Origin of the sequence: Vitreoscilla filiformis (assembly GCF_002222655.1) — a bacterium.
In the GTDB taxonomy this organism is placed as follows: domain Bacteria; phylum Pseudomonadota; class Gammaproteobacteria; order Burkholderiales; family Burkholderiaceae_C; genus Ideonella; species Ideonella filiformis.
The window spans coordinates 1,123,710-1,139,151 of sequence record NZ_CP022423.1 but is presented as its reverse complement, the minus strand read 5'-3'; the positions used below and the strand labels follow the sequence as shown (position 1 = coordinate 1,139,151).

The following is a 15,442-nucleotide window of genomic DNA, read 5'->3' as shown; positions in this document are numbered from 1 at the left end:
CAAAGATAGGCAATAAAACTATCAAACCTATCTGAGTAACAACCATCTAGCGGCCTCCACCAAAATGGGCCGCTATGAATACCGCCGCCACTCCACCAGAAAAACACCTGCCCGATCCGCTGGCCAGTGCCCTGGAGCGCATGAATATGCCCGACCAGGACAAGGCCGCTCTGCGCGCAGCGTTGGCTCAGGTGATGACGCCGACACAGGAGCTGCCCGCGTCGGTGGAGGTGGCCGCTGAGCCTCCCAAATGGTGGATGCAATCGCGCACCATGCTGCTCAATGGTGTGGTGGTTGCCTTGGCCGGAACGGCTGAACTGATGCAGGTCATCGAGCCCAACCTCGGGCTGCTGCACGACCTGCTGTCCCCATCCAGTTACGCCACAGTGCTGGCGGCTTTGGCCGGCGCCAATGCGCTGCTGCGCTGCGCCACGGCCAGCGGCATCACATTCCGCCGCCCCGCCATCCAGCAGGCCAATACCCCCCCTGCGGGAGGGTGAACCATGGGCCTGCCCCTTCACACCACCACAGCCCCCAGAGAGCGACGCATGGATGATTTCAGCAACCCGAGCTTTTGGCTCAGTGCCGGCTCTACGCTGGTCAGCCTGGCCACTGCGGCGGCGGTGTGGCTGCGCAAACCGGGCGAACAAGCGCTCGGTGCGCTGGCCGCCTTTGAAACCCGCCACGCCGAACAGCATGTGGCCGCCGACAAAGAACACCGCACCCTCGTGGAACGTGTGGTGGTGGTTGAGACCAAGCTGGTCAACCTAGCGACCAAGGGGGATGTGGCCGAGGTGCGCGGTGACGTGGATGCCCTGCGCCAGGCGACTGACCGTAATGGTCAGGTGCTGGCCCGCATCGAGACCTACCTCTTGACCAACCGGGGCTGAATCGCCATGAAACCCTACGCCCAAGTGCAAACCGAAGACCGCCGCCTGGTGCTGCTGCGCGCCCTGGCTGCGGCCTCTCAGTACCGCGCCAACGCGCTGCTGCTGCGCCGTTACTGTGACGCGGTGGGACACACCGTCAGCGCCGATGCCGTGGCCACCGATCTGGCATGGCTGGCTGAGCAAGGCCTGGCCACCACCGAGCAGCCCCAGGGCGTGCTGGTGGCGACACTCACCCAGCGCGGGCTGGATGTGGCCGAAGGCCGGGCCAAAGTGCCCGGCGTGGCCGCACCAATGCCGGGGGCGTGAGCCATGCCGCCCGTGGGGAAGATTGCCAAGCTGCCCGGTGACATCCGCAAGTGGCTGCACCAGACGCTGGTGGATCGCGCCTTTGGCGACATCACCGGCGTGACCGATGAGCTGCGCGATATGCTCAAGCAGGCCGGCATCAGCATGAGCATCGGCCGCAGCACAGTGGGGGATGAAAGCGCCCGGATCAAGCGAGCTGCCGAGGCCATCAAGGCCGCCACCGAAGCCACCCGGCTGATTGCAGAGACGGCCCGTGATGACGAGGACACGCGCTCAGAGGCTGCGTTGGCACTGGTGCAAACCGATGTCTTTGAAACGTTGATGGTTGTGCGCGAAAGCGAAGCCGAGAAAGACCCAGCGGCCCGGCTCAAGCTGTTGGACAAAGCGGCGTTGACGCTCACGCGCACAAGCCGTGCACGGGTAGCGCAGGCCCGCTGGCGGCAGGAGGTTGAAGAGCGCGCCAAGGCCGCCGCCGATGCCGTGGCCAAGATCACCAAGACCGGTGGGCTGACGCCGGAGCAGCAAAACGAGATCCGCGCCCGCATCCTGGGCATCACCAAAGTGCCGGCCAAGACGGCTGGGGCGTGAGGCATCCATGAGCGGCGACGCCTGGAACTTGAGGGAGTACTCGACCCAGCAGTTGATCGAGGAGCTTGCCCGGCGCGCCAATGAACAACCGACGAACAAGCCGGAGCATTGGTGCCATGAATGCACTCACTTTGTGACGTGGTACGACCAGCACCCCATGCCGCGCAAAGAGTGCCCCGACACCTACAACCCATGCACCAAAGGCCACGCCATGAAGTTCTTGCCGCCGGAAGATTACGACGACGAGTACGGCTTTTACCTCCCGGTGTGTGTTGACCGAGATTTGCAGCATGACCCATCCCGCCCAGATCCCCGCCCCGCTGTCCCTGCTCGCCCCCGGCGCCGCTGATGATGCCCCACCACCCGTGCTGCTGGCCTACCAGCAGCGCTGGCTGGAAGACTCGGCGCAGCTCAAGGTCATGGAGAAAAGCCGCCGCACGGGGATGACCTGGGCAGAAGCGGCCGACAACGTGCTGATTGCTGCCAGCGAGGGGGGGAGCAACGTGTTTTACATCTCCGCCAACCACGACATGGCGCGGGAGTACATCGAAGCCGTGGCCATGTGGGCCAAGGCGTTCAGCTATGTGGCCAGCCAAATCGGCGAGGGCATCTTTGACGACGGCAAAGACCCCACTTCCGGCCAGCAGCGACTGATCAAAACCTATGAGGTGAGCTTCCCGGCCACCGGGCGGCGCATCGTGGCGCTGTCCAGCCGCCCCAACAACCTACGCGGTAAGCAGGGCGTGATCGTCATCGATGAGGCCGCATTTGCCCCCGACCTGGCCGCACTGCTCAAAGCCGCGCTGGCCATGCTGTTGTGGGGCGATAAGGTGCGCATCATCAGCACGCATGACGGGGCAGATAACCCGTTCAACGAGTTGATCCAAGACATCCGCGCGGGCAAGCGTGGGCCCCCCACACAAGCCAATGTCCACCGCGTCACGTTTGACGAGGCAGTGGAAGCGGGCCTATACAAGCGCGTGTGCCTGCGCAAAGGCCTGACCTACACCCCAGAGGCCGAAAAGGCGTGGGCCGATGGAGCCCGCAAGCTGTACGGCGATGGCGCCGCCGAGGAGCTGGACGTGATCCCCAGCAACAGCGGCAGCCGCTACCTCAGTCTGGAACTCATCAGCCAGCGCATGACCGCACCGTGGCCCGCTGCGCCCACCGGCCCGGTGATCATCCGCAAACGCTGGGGCGATGGGTTTGCCTTCCTCCCCGAGGATGTGCGCACCCACGCAGTGGCCGGCTGGCTGGCCGAGTTTGTCACCCCGCACCTACGCCGCCTGAATCCGCAACGCCCCCATGCCCTGGGGCAAGACTTTGCGCGCAGTGGTCACTTGAGCGTCATCGCGGTGGGTGAAGAGGGCGCCGACCTCATCAAGCGCGTGCGCCTGGTGCTGGAGCTGGGCAACGCGCCGTTTTCGGTGCAACGGCAAATCCTCTGGCACATCATCGACCACCTGCCGCGCTGGCGCGGTGCGGCGCTGGATGCCTCGGGCAACGGCTCGGAGCACGCCGAGGCCGCTGCGCAGCGTTACGGCGCCATGTTGGTGGAGGGTGTGAAGTTCACCGCCCAGTTCTACCTGGCCAACATGCCTAAGCTCAAAGCGGGCCTGGAGGATGGGACGCTGGACGGCATCCCCCGCGATGAGCACCTGCGCGATGACCTGCGCAGCTTCGCGCTGGACAAACGCGGCGTGCCCGTGTTGCCCGAGGAAACGATGCAAAGCGCCGGCGCCCGCGCCGCTGCGGCCGAAGGCGGTGGCAAGGGCCAAAAGCGTCACGGCGACTTTGCCATTGCGCTGCTGCTGCTGGTGTACGCCTTTGCCCGCGAGGTGGGCGAGATCGACTTCATCCCGCTGCCGGCTACCGCTAGCGCCTGGGCAGAACAGCCCGAAGAGCGCCGCCGCGATGGCCCAGGCAATGAAGACGACTGGCACGCCTTTGATCTTGACCGAGAGCGGATTTAGCCCGCTCCCTCCACAACACCCGCCGCCGCATCCCAATCGTGCGCCGCAATAGCCCGCCTAAACTGTTTATAAACGTTTACAGGCCGTTGTCAGGCGCGCGGCAGGGGGTTGGAGGCACCAGCCCTGCCAATGGGCTTAAAACCGCGAAAGCCTGACCATGCCTGCCAGCACCATCGTTGATCAGCACGGCCGCCCGTTTGAGGTGGCTCCGATGCAAGAGCAGCAGACCGCCCGCGTGGCGATGTTGCAGCGCGACTGGGCCACCCACCCGGCCAAAGGGCTGACCCCAGCACGACTGGCCAGCATCCTGCAAGACGCCGAGCAGGGTCAGCCAATGGCCCAGCTCGACCTGGCCGACGACATGCTGGAGCGCGATGGCCACGTTTATGCCGAGCTGGACAAGCGCGCTGCCGTGGTGGTGGCCACGCCGCACCAGATCGCCCCGCCACCCAACGCCAGCGCTGCCGAGAAAGCGTTGGCCGAGGAAGTGGCTGAATGGGTGGAGGAGCTGCCGCTGGCGCAGATCAAGAAAGCGGCGATGGATGCCGTTTTGAAGAGTGTTTCAGCCCAGGAAATCCGCTGGGAGATGCAAGGCGGGGCGCTGCTGCCCGTCAGCTTTGAAGCGCGTCCCACGCGCTGGCTGTGCCCGGACGAGCGCGGCACCCGCTGGAACCTGCGCGATGGTTCCAGCGCCTACGGCCAACCGTTGCTGCCGGGTTGTTGGCTGCTGCACCGTCACCGCAGCTTGAACGGCTACATGACCCGTGACGGGCTGGTGCGGGTGCTGGCCTGGCCGCATCTTTTCAAATGGGCCAGTGACACCGACCTGATGGAGATTTTGGAAATTCTGGGTATTCCCATGCGCATCGGCACCTTTCCGGTGGGTGCGAGCGACACGGAGAAAAGCCGCCTGATGCAGGCTGTGGTGAGCCTGGGGCGCAATGCGGCGGGGATCATGCCTGCTGGCATGAAGATCGATCTCATCAAGGGGGCTGAGGGCACCGAGGGGCCCTACCTGTCGATGGCGCAGCGCATGGACGCGGTGCAAAGTAAAGTGATCGTGGGGCAAACGCTCACCAGTGGCGAGGGCCAGCACGGCACCCAGGCGCTGGGCAATGTGCACAACGAGGTGCGCATGGACATCCGCGATGCCGATCTGGCCCAGCTCGCCACCACGCTGACCCAGCAGTTGCTCTGGCCGATGGTCGCGCTCAACAAACCCGGTGTTGACCCACGCCGCGCCCCGCGCTGGAAGTGGCTCACCGACCAGGCCGAAGACCTGAAGACGTTTGCCGAAAACCTGCCGAAGCTGGCCGCCGGGGAATGCGCATTGCCGTGTCGTGGGCGCACGATCGGCTCAAAATTCCGATGGCGGCGGAAGGTCAGGCGGTGTTGGGTGCTCCCGCCCCCGCACCGTTGCTCGTTCCGCCCCCGCAGCCGGCGCCTGCCCCGGCCCCCAAGGCCGCTGCCGCACGCGGTGCCCTGCCGCCCACCCCAGCCCATGGGCCGCATGATGTGCTGGATGATGTGATCGAGGCCGAGCTGACGCACTGGAAGCCGCTCATGGCGCCGCTGGTGCAGCCGCTGCTGGATGAGATTGACAAAGCGGCGGCATCGGGCGAATCGTTGGAGAGCTTGCGGGCACGTATGGCGCAAATGGCTGCGCGCATGGATACACGTCCCCTGGGTGAGGCCATTGCTCGTGCGGGGCAGAAGGGCGCTGTGTTGGGAGCAGCGGATGTCAATCTGACCCAACCGGGGGTGTGACATGCCCATGCTGAACCTGGGCCAGATGACACCCCGCGATGCCGTGCGTGTGTTTGCAGAGCGCGGCGATCTGCTGCCGTCGTTCCGATGGCAGGATGTGTTCCAGGACGAACACGCGCGCGGCGTGGCCGTGGCTGGCGTAGCGCGGCTGGACATCCTGAACTTGTTCCAGGGCACGCTCGACCAGGCCATCCAGGAGGGGCGGGGCGACAAATGGTTCCGCGAGGCCATGCGGGGCGAGCTGGTGGCCAAGGGATGGTGGGGTGACATCGAGATCACCGACCCTGAAACGGGGGAGGTTCGCACGACGCGGTTTGATGACCGTCGCCTGAACCTCATCCTCGACACCAACACCCGCATGACCCATGCGGCGGCGCGCTGGCAGCGCATGGAACAGCAGAAGGCCCGCAAGCCCCTGGGGCTGTACCAGACGATGCACGATGGGCGGGTGAGTGCCCAGCATGCGTTGTATGACGGGGTCTGCCTGCCGTTGGACGACCCATGGTGGAACACACACTACCCACCGTGCCGCTACCGCTGCCGCTGCCAGGCGTTTTCACTCGACGAAAAAGAGTTGCAAAGGCGCCAGGATGCCGGGCAAACGATCAAGCGGACTGCGCCGGCTGAGCCCGACATCGAGTACATCCACCCCGGCACAGGCGAGGTGATGCAAGTGCCCATCGGCGTGCACCCGAACTTTGCCTACAACCCTGGCAGGGCTGGGATGCGGGACAAGGGGCTGGTGGATGCCATCAAAGCCACGGCGCCACTGTTGCCTCCCCAGGTGGCGCAGGTGGTATTGGCTGACATCGTGCGCGCCATGCCCGACTTGGCGCCTCAGCTCAGCACGCCACTGACGCCGCACCAGTTTGCTCAGGGGCTGAAGGATGCGCGGCTGGAGCCCTACGAAATCACCCCTGCCCAACTGCATGCCCTCACAGACGGGCGACTGGATCCGCAGGCCCTGGTGCGCGCCATCACTGGCACAGATCAATTGCCACCACCTGTGATGGGTGGGGAAAACGCATCGTGGATGGTGGTGATGAAAGAGCGCAATGGGCCGGGTGTGACGGTGCGCGGGCACAACGTGCCAATGCCAGGCGGGACAGCCACGATGCTCACGCAGACGTTCGACTTCAACACGGGCACGGCCCGGCTGGATTTGCTGGAACTGCCCGAGGCCATGCAAGGCGCAGGTGTTGTCAAGCGGTTGATGTCGGCGTTGGTGCCCGAGTACCAGCGCATGGGGATGCGGCGCATCGAGTTGATTGCCAACCTGGACGTGGGCGGCTACGCCTGGGCACGCTACGGGTTCGCCCCCGTGCCCAAGACGGGCACGTTTGCCTATTCACGAGGGGTTGATCCGCTGGCCCTGTTGGCACAGCAGACGCTGCCTGCTGTGGCGCGCCAAGAGCTGGCCGACTTCCAGAGCGCGTTTGACGCGCTGCAAGACGACAATCGCTGGGTGCGCGACCTGCTGTCAGTGGACACGCCTGCGCTGAATGTCATCCTGGCGGGTGTGCCGGAATACGCCCACATGCCGGGGGGTGTCACACTCATGAAGGCTCTGCTGATGGGCAGCGCCTGGGAGGGCATGCTGCCCTTTGATGATGCGCTGGCGATGCGCCACTTCTGGAGTTATGTCCATGCCTCTACCAAGTGACTTTGACCCGTTTGCAGGCGATGCCCTGCGGCCTCGCGGTGATGCCATGTACCAAATGGTGGGAGGTAGGCCGACCAATGCGGCGCTGCACCACTCCATCCTCGACGGCGGCCCCGCTGAGGTCGATGAGGAGTTGATGGCGGCAAACCGCGCCCGTGCGATTGACGGGGGCGTACCGGTGGATGTAGCGGAGCGGTTGTTCAAGGTTAAAAAATGAGCAACGACGCCGGATTGGTCGGGGATTTGATTGGTGAAGAGCGGCTGCTGGCGCTGTTGCGCCAAGCGGTTCAGCGACTGGACAACCTCCAACCGATGTTGGAAAACATCGGAGCAGACTGGGAAGGGCGCATCCGAGAGCGGTTCAGCACCAAGCAAGCGCCAGACGGCAGTGCGTGGACGGGGTTGTCCCCCGCTACGCAGAAGCGGTACGACGCTGAAGATAAGGGCCGCAGCCAGGGCACTTTGCTGGAACGCACGGGGACGATGCGGGACTCGTTGGCGTCTCAAGTGGATAACCGCGACAAGACCGCACCGACGCTGGAGGTGCTCATGTCCCGTCGGTCACACGGCGGAAAGACGGGGCCACTGGGCGGTGAGTGGAGCATCCCCCTGTTGCACGAATACGGCACCCACCGCATGCCGCGACGTGGGTTGTTCACTGCTGACCCGGAGCAGGGTGAGCTGGCGCCGGTAGATCGGGACGCTATTTCGGATGAGGTGGCGCACTGGCTTGCGGCCTCATTTACCAATCCAACCTGAGATATGAGCTTTCAGGCGCTGGCCCGAGCATGTGGCCATGCGCTACTTGCTCGCCCTCCTCTCCTCCACCCTGGCCCTGTCGGGCAGTGCTGATACCTCCCAGGTGCAGGTGCTGCCGTTTGGCGAGTTTGCTGCGCGTGACGGCAGGCCAGGCCCAGGCAAGACCTGGAAGCTCACCGACGCTCAGGGCCGCGCCCTGGCTGCCAAGCTGAACGCCACGGCGGCCAAGACGCCGCTGGTAATCGACTACGAACACCAAACCCTCCAAGCCGAGGAAAACGGCAAGCCGGCCCCTGCTGCGGGCTGGATGAAGGCCTTCGCCTGGCGCGATAGGCAAGGCCTGTGGGCCACCACTGACTGGACGGAGGCCGCCAAGGGGTACATCGCAGCGCGCGAGTACCTCTACATCAGCCCCGTGCTGCGCTACGACCCGGCCACCGGCGACGTGGTGGGCCTGGAGATGGCCGCCCTCACCAATTACCCCGCACTGCTGGGCATGGCTGCCGTTGAGGCACGCCTGCGCGCCCAGCTCCACCCCCAGGAGCCCACCGACATGGATTTGCTCAAGCTGCTGCAAGCCCTGTTCAACCTGCCCCAGGCCACGGCCGAGCAGATGCACAGCCACATCACCACCCTGAAAGCCAAAGCCGAGCAAGACGCCGCCACGGCCACTGCTGCCGCTGCGCTCAAGACGGCGCTGACCCAGCTCAAGACCGACCTGGGCCTGCCAACCGAAGGCGACATCACCGCCCCGCTGGCGGCGCTCAAGACCAAGCTGAATGGCGGCACGGGCGATGCCGCCGGCATGGAGGCCCTGCGCGGCATGTTGGCCACGACCCAGAGCGAGCTGGCCACGCTCAAGGCAAGCGCCCAACAGCGGGAGCTGGATGAACTGCTGGCCGCTGCCATCCCCACCAAGTTCGTACCGGCCATGCGCGCCGCGCTGGAAAAGCTGGGCAAGACGGACATCGCCCAACTGCGCGCGATGGTGGAGGCCCAGCCTGCGATGAACGCCCCGCTGCTGGATGGCCAGAACGGCGGCAAGAGCCCGCCGCCGGGCGACCCCAATGCTGAGCTGAATGCGACCGAGCTGGGCGTGTGCCGCGCGATGGGTCTCACCCCCGAGGCCTACAAGAAGCAAAAAGTGGCGATGGCTGCGGCCAACGCCTGACCCACCCTCCTGACCGCACCGAGGCGCACCCATGACTGCTCTCACCTCTGATCGCAACGTCCGCACGAAGGGCTGTGGCCCGCGTGTGTTCCCCGTCGGCGCCAGCATGTTGCTGTACGCCGGCGCGCTGGCCGCCATAAATGCCAGCGGCTACCTCGTCAAGGGCAGCACCAGCACCACGCTGCGCGGCGTGGGCGTCATCACCCGCCGCGTGGACAACTCCACCGGTGCCAATGGCGATGTGAAGGCCGAGGTGTCGGCGGGCTGCTGGCCGTTCAAGAACAGCACCAGCACCGACCAGATCACCCGCGCCCACATCGGCATGACGCCCTACATCGTGGATGACCAGACCGTGGCCCTGACCTCGGGCAGCTCCACCCGCAGCACCACGGGCGGCCAGATCTGGGATGTGGACGACGACGGCACCGTCTGGATCTTCTGGGGCGGCGACGAGTGCTGATGCAGCACTGAAGCCACGCAACCAACAGTCTCAAGGACACACGCACCATGCAAGTCACCACCCACAACCTGCGCACGCTCAACGTGGGCTACAGCGCGGCGTTTGCCGAAGGCCTGGGCGCTGCCCCGGCGATGGGTTTGCAGTTCGCCACCCCGGTGCCCAGCACCACAGCCGAAGAGGAATACGCCTGGCTGGGCTCGACCACGAGTTTCCGGGAATGGCTGGGTTCCCGGCAGTACCAAAGCCTGGAAGAGCACGGCTACACGATCAAAAACAAGGAGTTTGAAAACTCGTTCAAGGTCAAGCGCACGGCCATCGAAGATGACCAGCACGGTGTTTACGCCCCGGTGTCGCGCCAGCTCGGCCAAGATGCTGCGCTGCACCCGGATGAACTGCTGTTTGGCCTGCTGCAATCTGGGTTCGACACCAAGTGTTTTGATGGCCAGTACTTTTTCGACACCGATCACCCGGTGGGTTTGGCCGGCAACCAGTCCAGTTTCTCGAACTACGACGGCGGCTCGGGCACGGCGTGGTATTTGCTGGACACCTCGCGCTACATCAAGCCGCTCGTGTTTCAAAAGCGCCGGGACTACGCCTTCAACGCGATCACCAACATCAACAGCGAGCGCGTTTTCGAAATGAACGAGTTCGTTTGGGGCGCTGATGCACGGGTGAATGTGGGTTTTGGCCTGTGGCAACTGGCCCGTGCCAGCCGCCAGACGCTGGACGTGAGCAACTACGCCGCCAGCCGCGCCGCAATGATGAATGTGCGCAGTGACGCCGGGAAACCCCTGGTGGTGCGCCCCTCCGTGTTGCTGGTGCCTCCCTCGCTGGAGCGCCAAGCGCTGGACATCCTCACCGCCGAGCGTCTGGCCAACGGCCAGAGCAACACCATGCGGGACACCGCCAAGGTGGTGGTTTGCCCCTGGCTGTCCTGAGCCGGCCTTTACTGAACATCAAGGAAACCACGTCATGGGTATCAAGCAAGTGCAGGCGCTGGCGATTGCGGCCACGTCTGAAAAGGGTTTTCGCCGCGCCGGTCGTTTCTGGGGGCCGGGCACCCAAAAGGTGCCGGTGGGTGAATTCACCGAAGCGCAACTGGCCGCCCTGCGCGATGAAGCCGGCAAGGGTTTGGTGGTGGTGGACACCACGATGGAAATCGAGGTGCCCGATGCTGCCAAAGCCCCGGCTGAATCCCCCGCTGCTGCATCGGCTGCTGGTGCCGCACCGCCCGCTGAAGATCCCGCGCCGGCCAAGCCCGCCAAGGGCAGCAAGTAACCGCGCTCCCTGAGCGCAGCCGAAGGGAGCCCGCCCCATGAGCTACATCACCCCAGCGGATTTGTTGGCCGAGTTTGGCGAGGACGAGATGATCGACCTCACCGACCGCGCCACGCCCCGCACCCACGCTGTGGATACCGCTGTGGCCCAACGCGCTTGCGACCGGGCCAATTCGGAGGTGGATGCGGTGCTGATGGGGCGCTACACGCTGCCACTCTCATCGGTGCCGGTGCTGCTGCGCTACATCGCGCAGGATCTGGCGTATTTCTATTTGCACCTGGGCACGCCGCCCGAGCACATCAAAACCCGCTACGACACGGCGCAAAAGAACCTGGGTTTCATCCGCCGAGGTGAATTGCAATTGGGTGTCGATGCAGTGGGTGCGCCGCTGGTGGATACCAGCAGCAATTTGCCAGCCGTGGTTTCTGACGGGCGCAACTTCAAACGGGGTTATTGATGGGCGCCCCGAACAACTCGGCATGGGCGGCGGACTTCCTTTTTGTAGGACGTGCCATGGCGGCGCGGCTGGCTGCGAGTGTCCCTGCGCTGCGTGAGAGTTTGATGGTGGATGAAATCGAACCGACAGCCACCAGGACGCGCCAAGTTCCTGCGGCTTTGGTGATGCTGCATGACCAATCCCCAGACGGCGGGGGGGATGGGTATTCGGACGTGTCTGTGGTCAGGCAGCAATGGCTGGTGTTCCTGGTCGATAAAACCGGGCGCAATACCGCTGACCGAGGTGGTGAAAAGGTGGGGCCGTTGCTGCCGCAAATTGTCCAATGCCTGCACGGATGGCGTGTGCCTGGCACAAGCCGCAATCTGGCATGGGCGCCTGGTGCCCCCACACCGAAGTATTTCCAAGATGGCACCGTGATGTTTCCGCTGCTGTTTTCAACTCAGTTTTCAGTTTGATTCGCTGAGAAAGGCTTCCCATGAACTCGAAATCATTGCTCCTGGTTGGCAGTCTGTACGCCCGCGCGGTGGGTACCACGGGCGCCTTCTTCCCTTTGCTGAATGGCAAGGCGGAAATTACCCACAGCCTGGACACCCAGGACGTACCGAACTACGGCCGCACAGGCGGTGGCAAGGATCAAATCCTCTCCCGCGTGAAAGACGTCAAGGTGGAGCTGGAGCTGTGGCGTTGGGACAAGCGGAACTGGGCGCTGGCGTTGGGGGCGCCGGAAAGCGCCATCGTGGACACCGCCCCGGTGGTCGATGAGGCCCATGTTGCGTATGTGGGCGGCATGGTGCGGTTGAACCATGTCGCGTCGGCGATCACCGGTGTCAAGGATGCATCCAATGCTGCGTGCATTGAAGGGACGGACTACAAGCTGGTGCCGGGTGGCCTGATCCCCTTGGAAGGCGGCAGCATTGCCGATGGGGAGGCCATCAAGGTCAGTTACACCAAGGCCGCGTACATCAACTACCAGGCCTGCACGCGCTTGGATGCCGAGCTGGAGTGCTTTTACGTCGGCGAAAACGAGAACGATGGCAACAAGTTGGTGACGGCTGACTTCCATCGCTTGTACGTGCCGCCGACCGACAAGATTGCACTGATGGGCGAAAAGCTGCAAAGCCTGAAGCTCAAAGCCGAACTGCTGGCCGACACAACGAAGGGCCAAGGCCTCAGCGCGTTCTACAGCCTGCGCGCCCAGGTGTGATGCCGAACGGTTCGGCATTCTGGGCAGTGATACCGCACCGTGCGGTGTGACTGCCTATATAAATCAATAACTTAGCTTTGTTTTTACTCCGCACCGTGCGGAGGAATGCCGAACGGTTCGGCAAAAAGGACGCTGCATGGCAGGCCCCATTGACATCATCCTGAGACTGCGCCTCCTGGCTGACGGTGTGATGTCCGGCCTGAGTGGCATTGGCGCGAAAGTGACGGCGGTGGCGGCAGCAGTCACCACGTACTTTACGAGCAAGCTGTTTGCCGGCGCGGTGAGCAGCGCGGCCGATTTGGAGGCCAAACTCTCCGAGGTCAAGGCGGTATCGGGTGCCAGCGCCCAGGAAATGCAGGCCCTGCGCAAAGCGGCTGAGGATGCGGGTGCAACCACCAAATACTCGGCAACTGAAGCGGCCACAGCGCTGGGTAACCTGACCCGTGCGGGGCTGAGCGCCGATCAGGCAATGCAGGCCCTGCCTGCCACGTTGCAGTTGGCGCAAGCGGGTGGCGTGGATCTGGGTCAAGCCGCCGAGTTCATCACCAAGGCGGTGATGGGGATGGGGCTGGCGTTTGGCGATGCGGGCCGCGTGGCTGATGTACTGGCCAAAGGCGCCAACGCCAGCAACACCAGTGTGACGGGGTTGGCTGAGGCGCTGAGCTACACAGCCCCCATTGCCAAGTCGGTGGGTCTGAGCCTGGAACAGACCGTCGCCATCATTGGCAAGTTCGCCGATGCGGGGATCGATGCCAGCCGGGCGGGCACGGCACTGAATGCGATCCTGAGCCAGTTCAGCGACCCGGCCAGCAAGTTCCGCACGGAGCTGGGCACGATCGGGATCATCACCAACGACTTCGGCGAGGCGCTGCGCCAGTTGGGCACCAAGGGCGCCGTGGGTGAGCGCGCCATCTTGGCGGTTGGGACGGAGGCGGGGCCGGCGCTGCGGTCACTGTTGAATCAGGGCATCGGGGCACTGGATGAGCTGACGGGGAAGCTCAAAAATGCCAAAGGCAGCGCCGCCGAGACGGCTGCTGTGATGGGCGACAACCTGCGCGGGGCGCTGGGTGGGTTGAGCAGCGCGTGGGAAACGGTGATGAATGCCCTGGGCACACCGACGCTGCCCATCCTGAAAGACGGTGTGAACCAACTGGCTGCGGCGCTGTCTGCGGCGGTCAGTAATGGGACGGTGGGGAAGTTCGGGGATGCCTTGGCTGCTGCGTTCAAGGCGGCCATTGAGTGGGGCACCCGGTTTGTAGGCGCGGTGGATTTTGAGGCCGTGTCGGTGCAGTTGCAGACGTTTGCCACCAACCTATCGGTGACTCTGGACGACCTCGGCGCCAAAGCCAAGAACGCCGGCAACGTGGTGCAGACCGCGTATGGGGTGATGAGCGCCGGGGGCAACACAGTACTGGCGGGCGTGTATGTGCTGGGTGCGGGGTTCTCCAGCTTGGTTCAGTCGGCGCAGGCCTGGTACGCGTTGTACCTGGACATGATGTCCAAGGTGACATTTGGCGAAGTCAGTGCCCGGTACAAACTGGCGGCCGACGAGGTGCGCGTCAGTGCAGCGGCCTCTGGGGCGGCCACGGATGCATTCATGGCCAAGGCCCGCCAGGCAATGGATGACGCTGCCACAGCGGCTGAGAGTGCCCAATCGGGTTGGGATGGTCTGACGCAATCGCAGACGCAGGCTGCGGCCCAGGCACCGAAGGTGGTGCAGGCGCAGGCTGATGTGAAGGCGGCGGTGGAGGCCACCAGCTCGGCGGCAAGCGCTGCGGGTGCAGCGGCCAGTGCGGCGGGCGAAGCAGCCAAGACTGGATCGCAGGCCCAACAAGCGGCGGCGGAGGCGGCGCGCGAAAAGGTGGCCACGTTGCGGGCCGAGTACGAAAAGGCTGTGGACGCGGGCGAATGGCAGCGGGCGGCGGAAATTCAGCGGCAGTTGACAGCGGCGCTGCAAGGGACGACAGCAGCCACGAAAGAGAGTGCCGCAGCGGCCAAGGTGGTTGAAGGGGCGTTTGAGCGCCTGGGGATCACGAGCGTCGATCGGCTCACGATGATGGCGGATGCGGCCAAGCGGGATTACCAAATCATCCGCGATGCGGGCACCACAGCAGCACGAGACAAGCAAGCTGCGTTTGAGAAATATGCGTCGGCGGCCATCGCTGCCAATGGTGGTGTGGTCACCGCTGAACTGCGGGCGCAGGCTGCGGCGCAGGGGATGGGTGTTGCAGTGGATGAGGCGGGGCACGCTGTGGTCAAGTCGCTGTCGGCCATTCCCGCCGCTGCTGATGCCGCGACTGAGGCAATGCGGAAGACCCGTGAAGAAGCTGAGAAAACCGCCTCAGCAGTGGTCGCTGTGGTGAAAAACAGTGCTGTGGAGAAACGCAACGGTGAAGTGAAGTCACTGTTCGATGACGATTACCGCAAGCGCACCGGAGACGGCACCACCGCTGGCGGCAACACGCTGATGAGCGTGATCAATGACCTCAAGGGCTATGGCTTGGACGACGAAGCGGCGCAGCAGATCGCCCGCGAGTTTGTGGATGCAAGCGGCAACGTCCCCTACATGAACAACCCCGGCCAACGGAAGTACGGCGGGCCGGGGGGGGGGACGCTGTCGTCAGCCCTGCAAACTGCCGCCAGTCAGTACCTCTACGGCAAGGACGGCCACGGCGGCGAAATGGCCCGGCGTGCCGCTGCCGCTGCGGCCCCCGCACCAGCGCCCGCAGCGTCGGGCCAGGTGGCGGCGCCTGCGCCTGCGCCATCTGCTGCGCCCACCACATCGCGCACGGTGTACGCCGTGGCCATCACGATCAATCGGGGCCGCGAAGAGGCCGTGGAGATGGCCTCGCAGGATGACGCTCAGGCCCTGGTGGCGATGCTGCGCCGCCTCGAATCTGACGCCGCACGAGTAGGAGGAGGTTGA

General features: G+C 64.5%; 19 protein-coding genes. All 19 read left to right on the top strand.

Annotated elements, in window-relative coordinates:
• The first annotated feature begins 74 nt into the window (after positions 1-74).
• Entirely contained in the window at positions 75-500 is a 426-nt protein-coding gene (locus VITFI_RS05330) for a hypothetical protein (RefSeq protein ID WP_157725497.1), read from the top strand.
• Between the two features lie 48 nt (positions 501-548).
• Positions 549-890: a hypothetical protein gene (locus VITFI_RS05325; protein ID WP_089415353.1), complete on the top strand. Its 342-nt coding sequence runs from the start codon at positions 549-551 to the stop codon at positions 888-890.
• Between the two features lie 6 nt (positions 891-896).
• Entirely contained in the window at positions 897-1,196 is a 300-nt protein-coding gene (locus VITFI_RS05320) for a VpaChn25_0724 family phage protein (RefSeq protein WP_198301548.1), read from the top strand.
• 3 nt (positions 1,197-1,199) lie between these two features.
• Positions 1,200-1,784: a phage protein Gp27 family protein gene (locus tag VITFI_RS05315; protein WP_089415351.1), complete on the top strand. Its 585-nt coding sequence runs from the start codon at positions 1,200-1,202 to the stop codon at positions 1,782-1,784.
• A gap of 7 nt (positions 1,785-1,791) precedes the next feature.
• Entirely contained in the window at positions 1,792-2,133 is a 342-nt protein-coding gene (locus VITFI_RS05310) for a hypothetical protein (protein WP_089415350.1), read from the top strand.
• A complete protein-coding gene (locus VITFI_RS05305; RefSeq protein WP_198301547.1) occupies positions 2,075-3,757 on the top strand; it encodes a terminase large subunit domain-containing protein in 1,683 nt (560 codons plus the stop codon). The genes VITFI_RS05310 and VITFI_RS05305 overlap by 59 nt, the downstream gene beginning before the upstream one ends.
• A 157-nt stretch (positions 3,758-3,914) precedes the next feature.
• Positions 3,915-5,288, top strand: coding sequence for a DUF935 domain-containing protein (locus tag VITFI_RS05300; RefSeq protein WP_089416097.1), 1,374 nt, complete (start codon positions 3,915-3,917; stop codon positions 5,286-5,288).
• Complete coding sequence (locus VITFI_RS18980; protein WP_198301790.1) at positions 5,273-5,524, top strand: hypothetical protein; 252 nt, start codon at positions 5,273-5,275, stop codon at positions 5,522-5,524. The genes VITFI_RS05300 and VITFI_RS18980 overlap by 16 nt, the downstream gene beginning before the upstream one ends.
• Before the next feature lies 1 nt (position 5,525).
• Positions 5,526-7,187, top strand: a complete 1,662-nt coding sequence (locus VITFI_RS05290) for a phage minor head protein (protein WP_089415348.1) — start codon at positions 5,526-5,528, stop codon at positions 7,185-7,187.
• Entirely contained in the window at positions 7,171-7,404 is a 234-nt protein-coding gene (locus tag VITFI_RS05285; protein WP_089415347.1) for a hypothetical protein, read from the top strand. The genes VITFI_RS05290 and VITFI_RS05285 overlap by 17 nt, the downstream gene beginning before the upstream one ends.
• Complete coding sequence (locus VITFI_RS05280) at positions 7,401-7,946, top strand: phage virion morphogenesis protein (protein ID WP_089415346.1); 546 nt, start codon at positions 7,401-7,403, stop codon at positions 7,944-7,946. The genes VITFI_RS05285 and VITFI_RS05280 overlap by 4 nt, the downstream gene beginning before the upstream one ends.
• A 37-nt stretch (positions 7,947-7,983) precedes the next feature.
• On the top strand, positions 7,984-9,117 hold the full coding sequence (locus VITFI_RS05275; protein WP_089415345.1) for a phage protease: 1,134 nt from the start codon (positions 7,984-7,986) through the stop codon (positions 9,115-9,117).
• A gap of 31 nt (positions 9,118-9,148) precedes the next feature.
• Positions 9,149-9,577: a hypothetical protein gene (locus VITFI_RS05270; protein ID WP_089415344.1), complete on the top strand. Its 429-nt coding sequence runs from the start codon at positions 9,149-9,151 to the stop codon at positions 9,575-9,577.
• Between the two features lie 47 nt (positions 9,578-9,624).
• Positions 9,625-10,515, top strand: a complete 891-nt coding sequence (locus tag VITFI_RS05265) for a Mu-like prophage major head subunit gpT family protein (RefSeq protein ID WP_089415343.1) — start codon at positions 9,625-9,627, stop codon at positions 10,513-10,515.
• A 34-nt stretch (positions 10,516-10,549) separates the two neighbouring features.
• Entirely contained in the window at positions 10,550-10,855 is a 306-nt protein-coding gene (locus VITFI_RS05260) for a hypothetical protein (protein ID WP_089415342.1), read from the top strand.
• Positions 10,856-10,892: 37 nt separating this feature from the next.
• Positions 10,893-11,312, top strand: coding sequence for a gp436 family protein (locus VITFI_RS05255; RefSeq protein WP_089415341.1), 420 nt, complete (start codon positions 10,893-10,895; stop codon positions 11,310-11,312).
• On the top strand, positions 11,312-11,767 hold the full coding sequence (locus VITFI_RS05250; protein WP_089415340.1) for a phage tail terminator protein: 456 nt from the start codon (positions 11,312-11,314) through the stop codon (positions 11,765-11,767). Before VITFI_RS05255 ends, VITFI_RS05250 begins: the two co-directional genes overlap by 1 nt.
• A 20-nt stretch (positions 11,768-11,787) precedes the next feature.
• Complete coding sequence (locus VITFI_RS05245; protein ID WP_089415339.1) at positions 11,788-12,516, top strand: phage tail tube protein; 729 nt, start codon at positions 11,788-11,790, stop codon at positions 12,514-12,516.
• Positions 12,517-12,652: 136 nt separating this feature from the next.
• Positions 12,653-15,442, top strand: coding sequence for a phage tail tape measure protein (locus VITFI_RS05240; RefSeq protein ID WP_089416095.1), 2,790 nt, complete (start codon positions 12,653-12,655; stop codon positions 15,440-15,442).

Bases quoted from the DNA above. Each gene is read 5' to 3' on its own strand.
- VITFI_RS05330 (WP_157725497.1), top strand. From the start codon at position 75: ATGAATACCGCCGCCACTCCACCAGAAAAACACCTGCCCGATCCGCTG.
- VITFI_RS05325 (WP_089415353.1), top strand. From the start codon at position 549: ATGGATGATTTCAGCAACCCGAGCTTTTGGCTCAGTGCCGGCTCTACG.
- VITFI_RS05320 (WP_198301548.1), top strand. From the start codon at position 897: ATGAAACCCTACGCCCAAGTGCAAACCGAAGACCGCCGCCTGGTGCTG.
- VITFI_RS05315 (WP_089415351.1), top strand. From the start codon at position 1,200: ATGCCGCCCGTGGGGAAGATTGCCAAGCTGCCCGGTGACATCCGCAAG.
- VITFI_RS05310 (WP_089415350.1), top strand. From the start codon at position 1,792: ATGAGCGGCGACGCCTGGAACTTGAGGGAGTACTCGACCCAGCAGTTG.
- VITFI_RS05305 (WP_198301547.1), top strand. From the start codon at position 2,075: ATGACCCATCCCGCCCAGATCCCCGCCCCGCTGTCCCTGCTCGCCCCC.
- VITFI_RS05300 (WP_089416097.1), top strand. From the start codon at position 3,915: ATGCCTGCCAGCACCATCGTTGATCAGCACGGCCGCCCGTTTGAGGTG.
- VITFI_RS05290 (WP_089415348.1), top strand. From the start codon at position 5,526: ATGCCCATGCTGAACCTGGGCCAGATGACACCCCGCGATGCCGTGCGT.
- VITFI_RS05285 (WP_089415347.1), top strand. From the start codon at position 7,171: ATGCCTCTACCAAGTGACTTTGACCCGTTTGCAGGCGATGCCCTGCGG.
- VITFI_RS05280 (WP_089415346.1), top strand. From the start codon at position 7,401: ATGAGCAACGACGCCGGATTGGTCGGGGATTTGATTGGTGAAGAGCGG.
- VITFI_RS05275 (WP_089415345.1), top strand. From the start codon at position 7,984: ATGCGCTACTTGCTCGCCCTCCTCTCCTCCACCCTGGCCCTGTCGGGC.
- VITFI_RS05270 (WP_089415344.1), top strand. From the start codon at position 9,149: ATGACTGCTCTCACCTCTGATCGCAACGTCCGCACGAAGGGCTGTGGC.
- VITFI_RS05265 (WP_089415343.1), top strand. From the start codon at position 9,625: ATGCAAGTCACCACCCACAACCTGCGCACGCTCAACGTGGGCTACAGC.
- VITFI_RS05260 (WP_089415342.1), top strand. From the start codon at position 10,550: ATGGGTATCAAGCAAGTGCAGGCGCTGGCGATTGCGGCCACGTCTGAA.
- VITFI_RS05255 (WP_089415341.1), top strand. From the start codon at position 10,893: ATGAGCTACATCACCCCAGCGGATTTGTTGGCCGAGTTTGGCGAGGAC.
- VITFI_RS05250 (WP_089415340.1), top strand. From the start codon at position 11,312: ATGGGCGCCCCGAACAACTCGGCATGGGCGGCGGACTTCCTTTTTGTA.
- VITFI_RS05245 (WP_089415339.1), top strand. From the start codon at position 11,788: ATGAACTCGAAATCATTGCTCCTGGTTGGCAGTCTGTACGCCCGCGCG.
- VITFI_RS05240 (WP_089416095.1), top strand. From the start codon at position 12,653: ATGGCAGGCCCCATTGACATCATCCTGAGACTGCGCCTCCTGGCTGAC.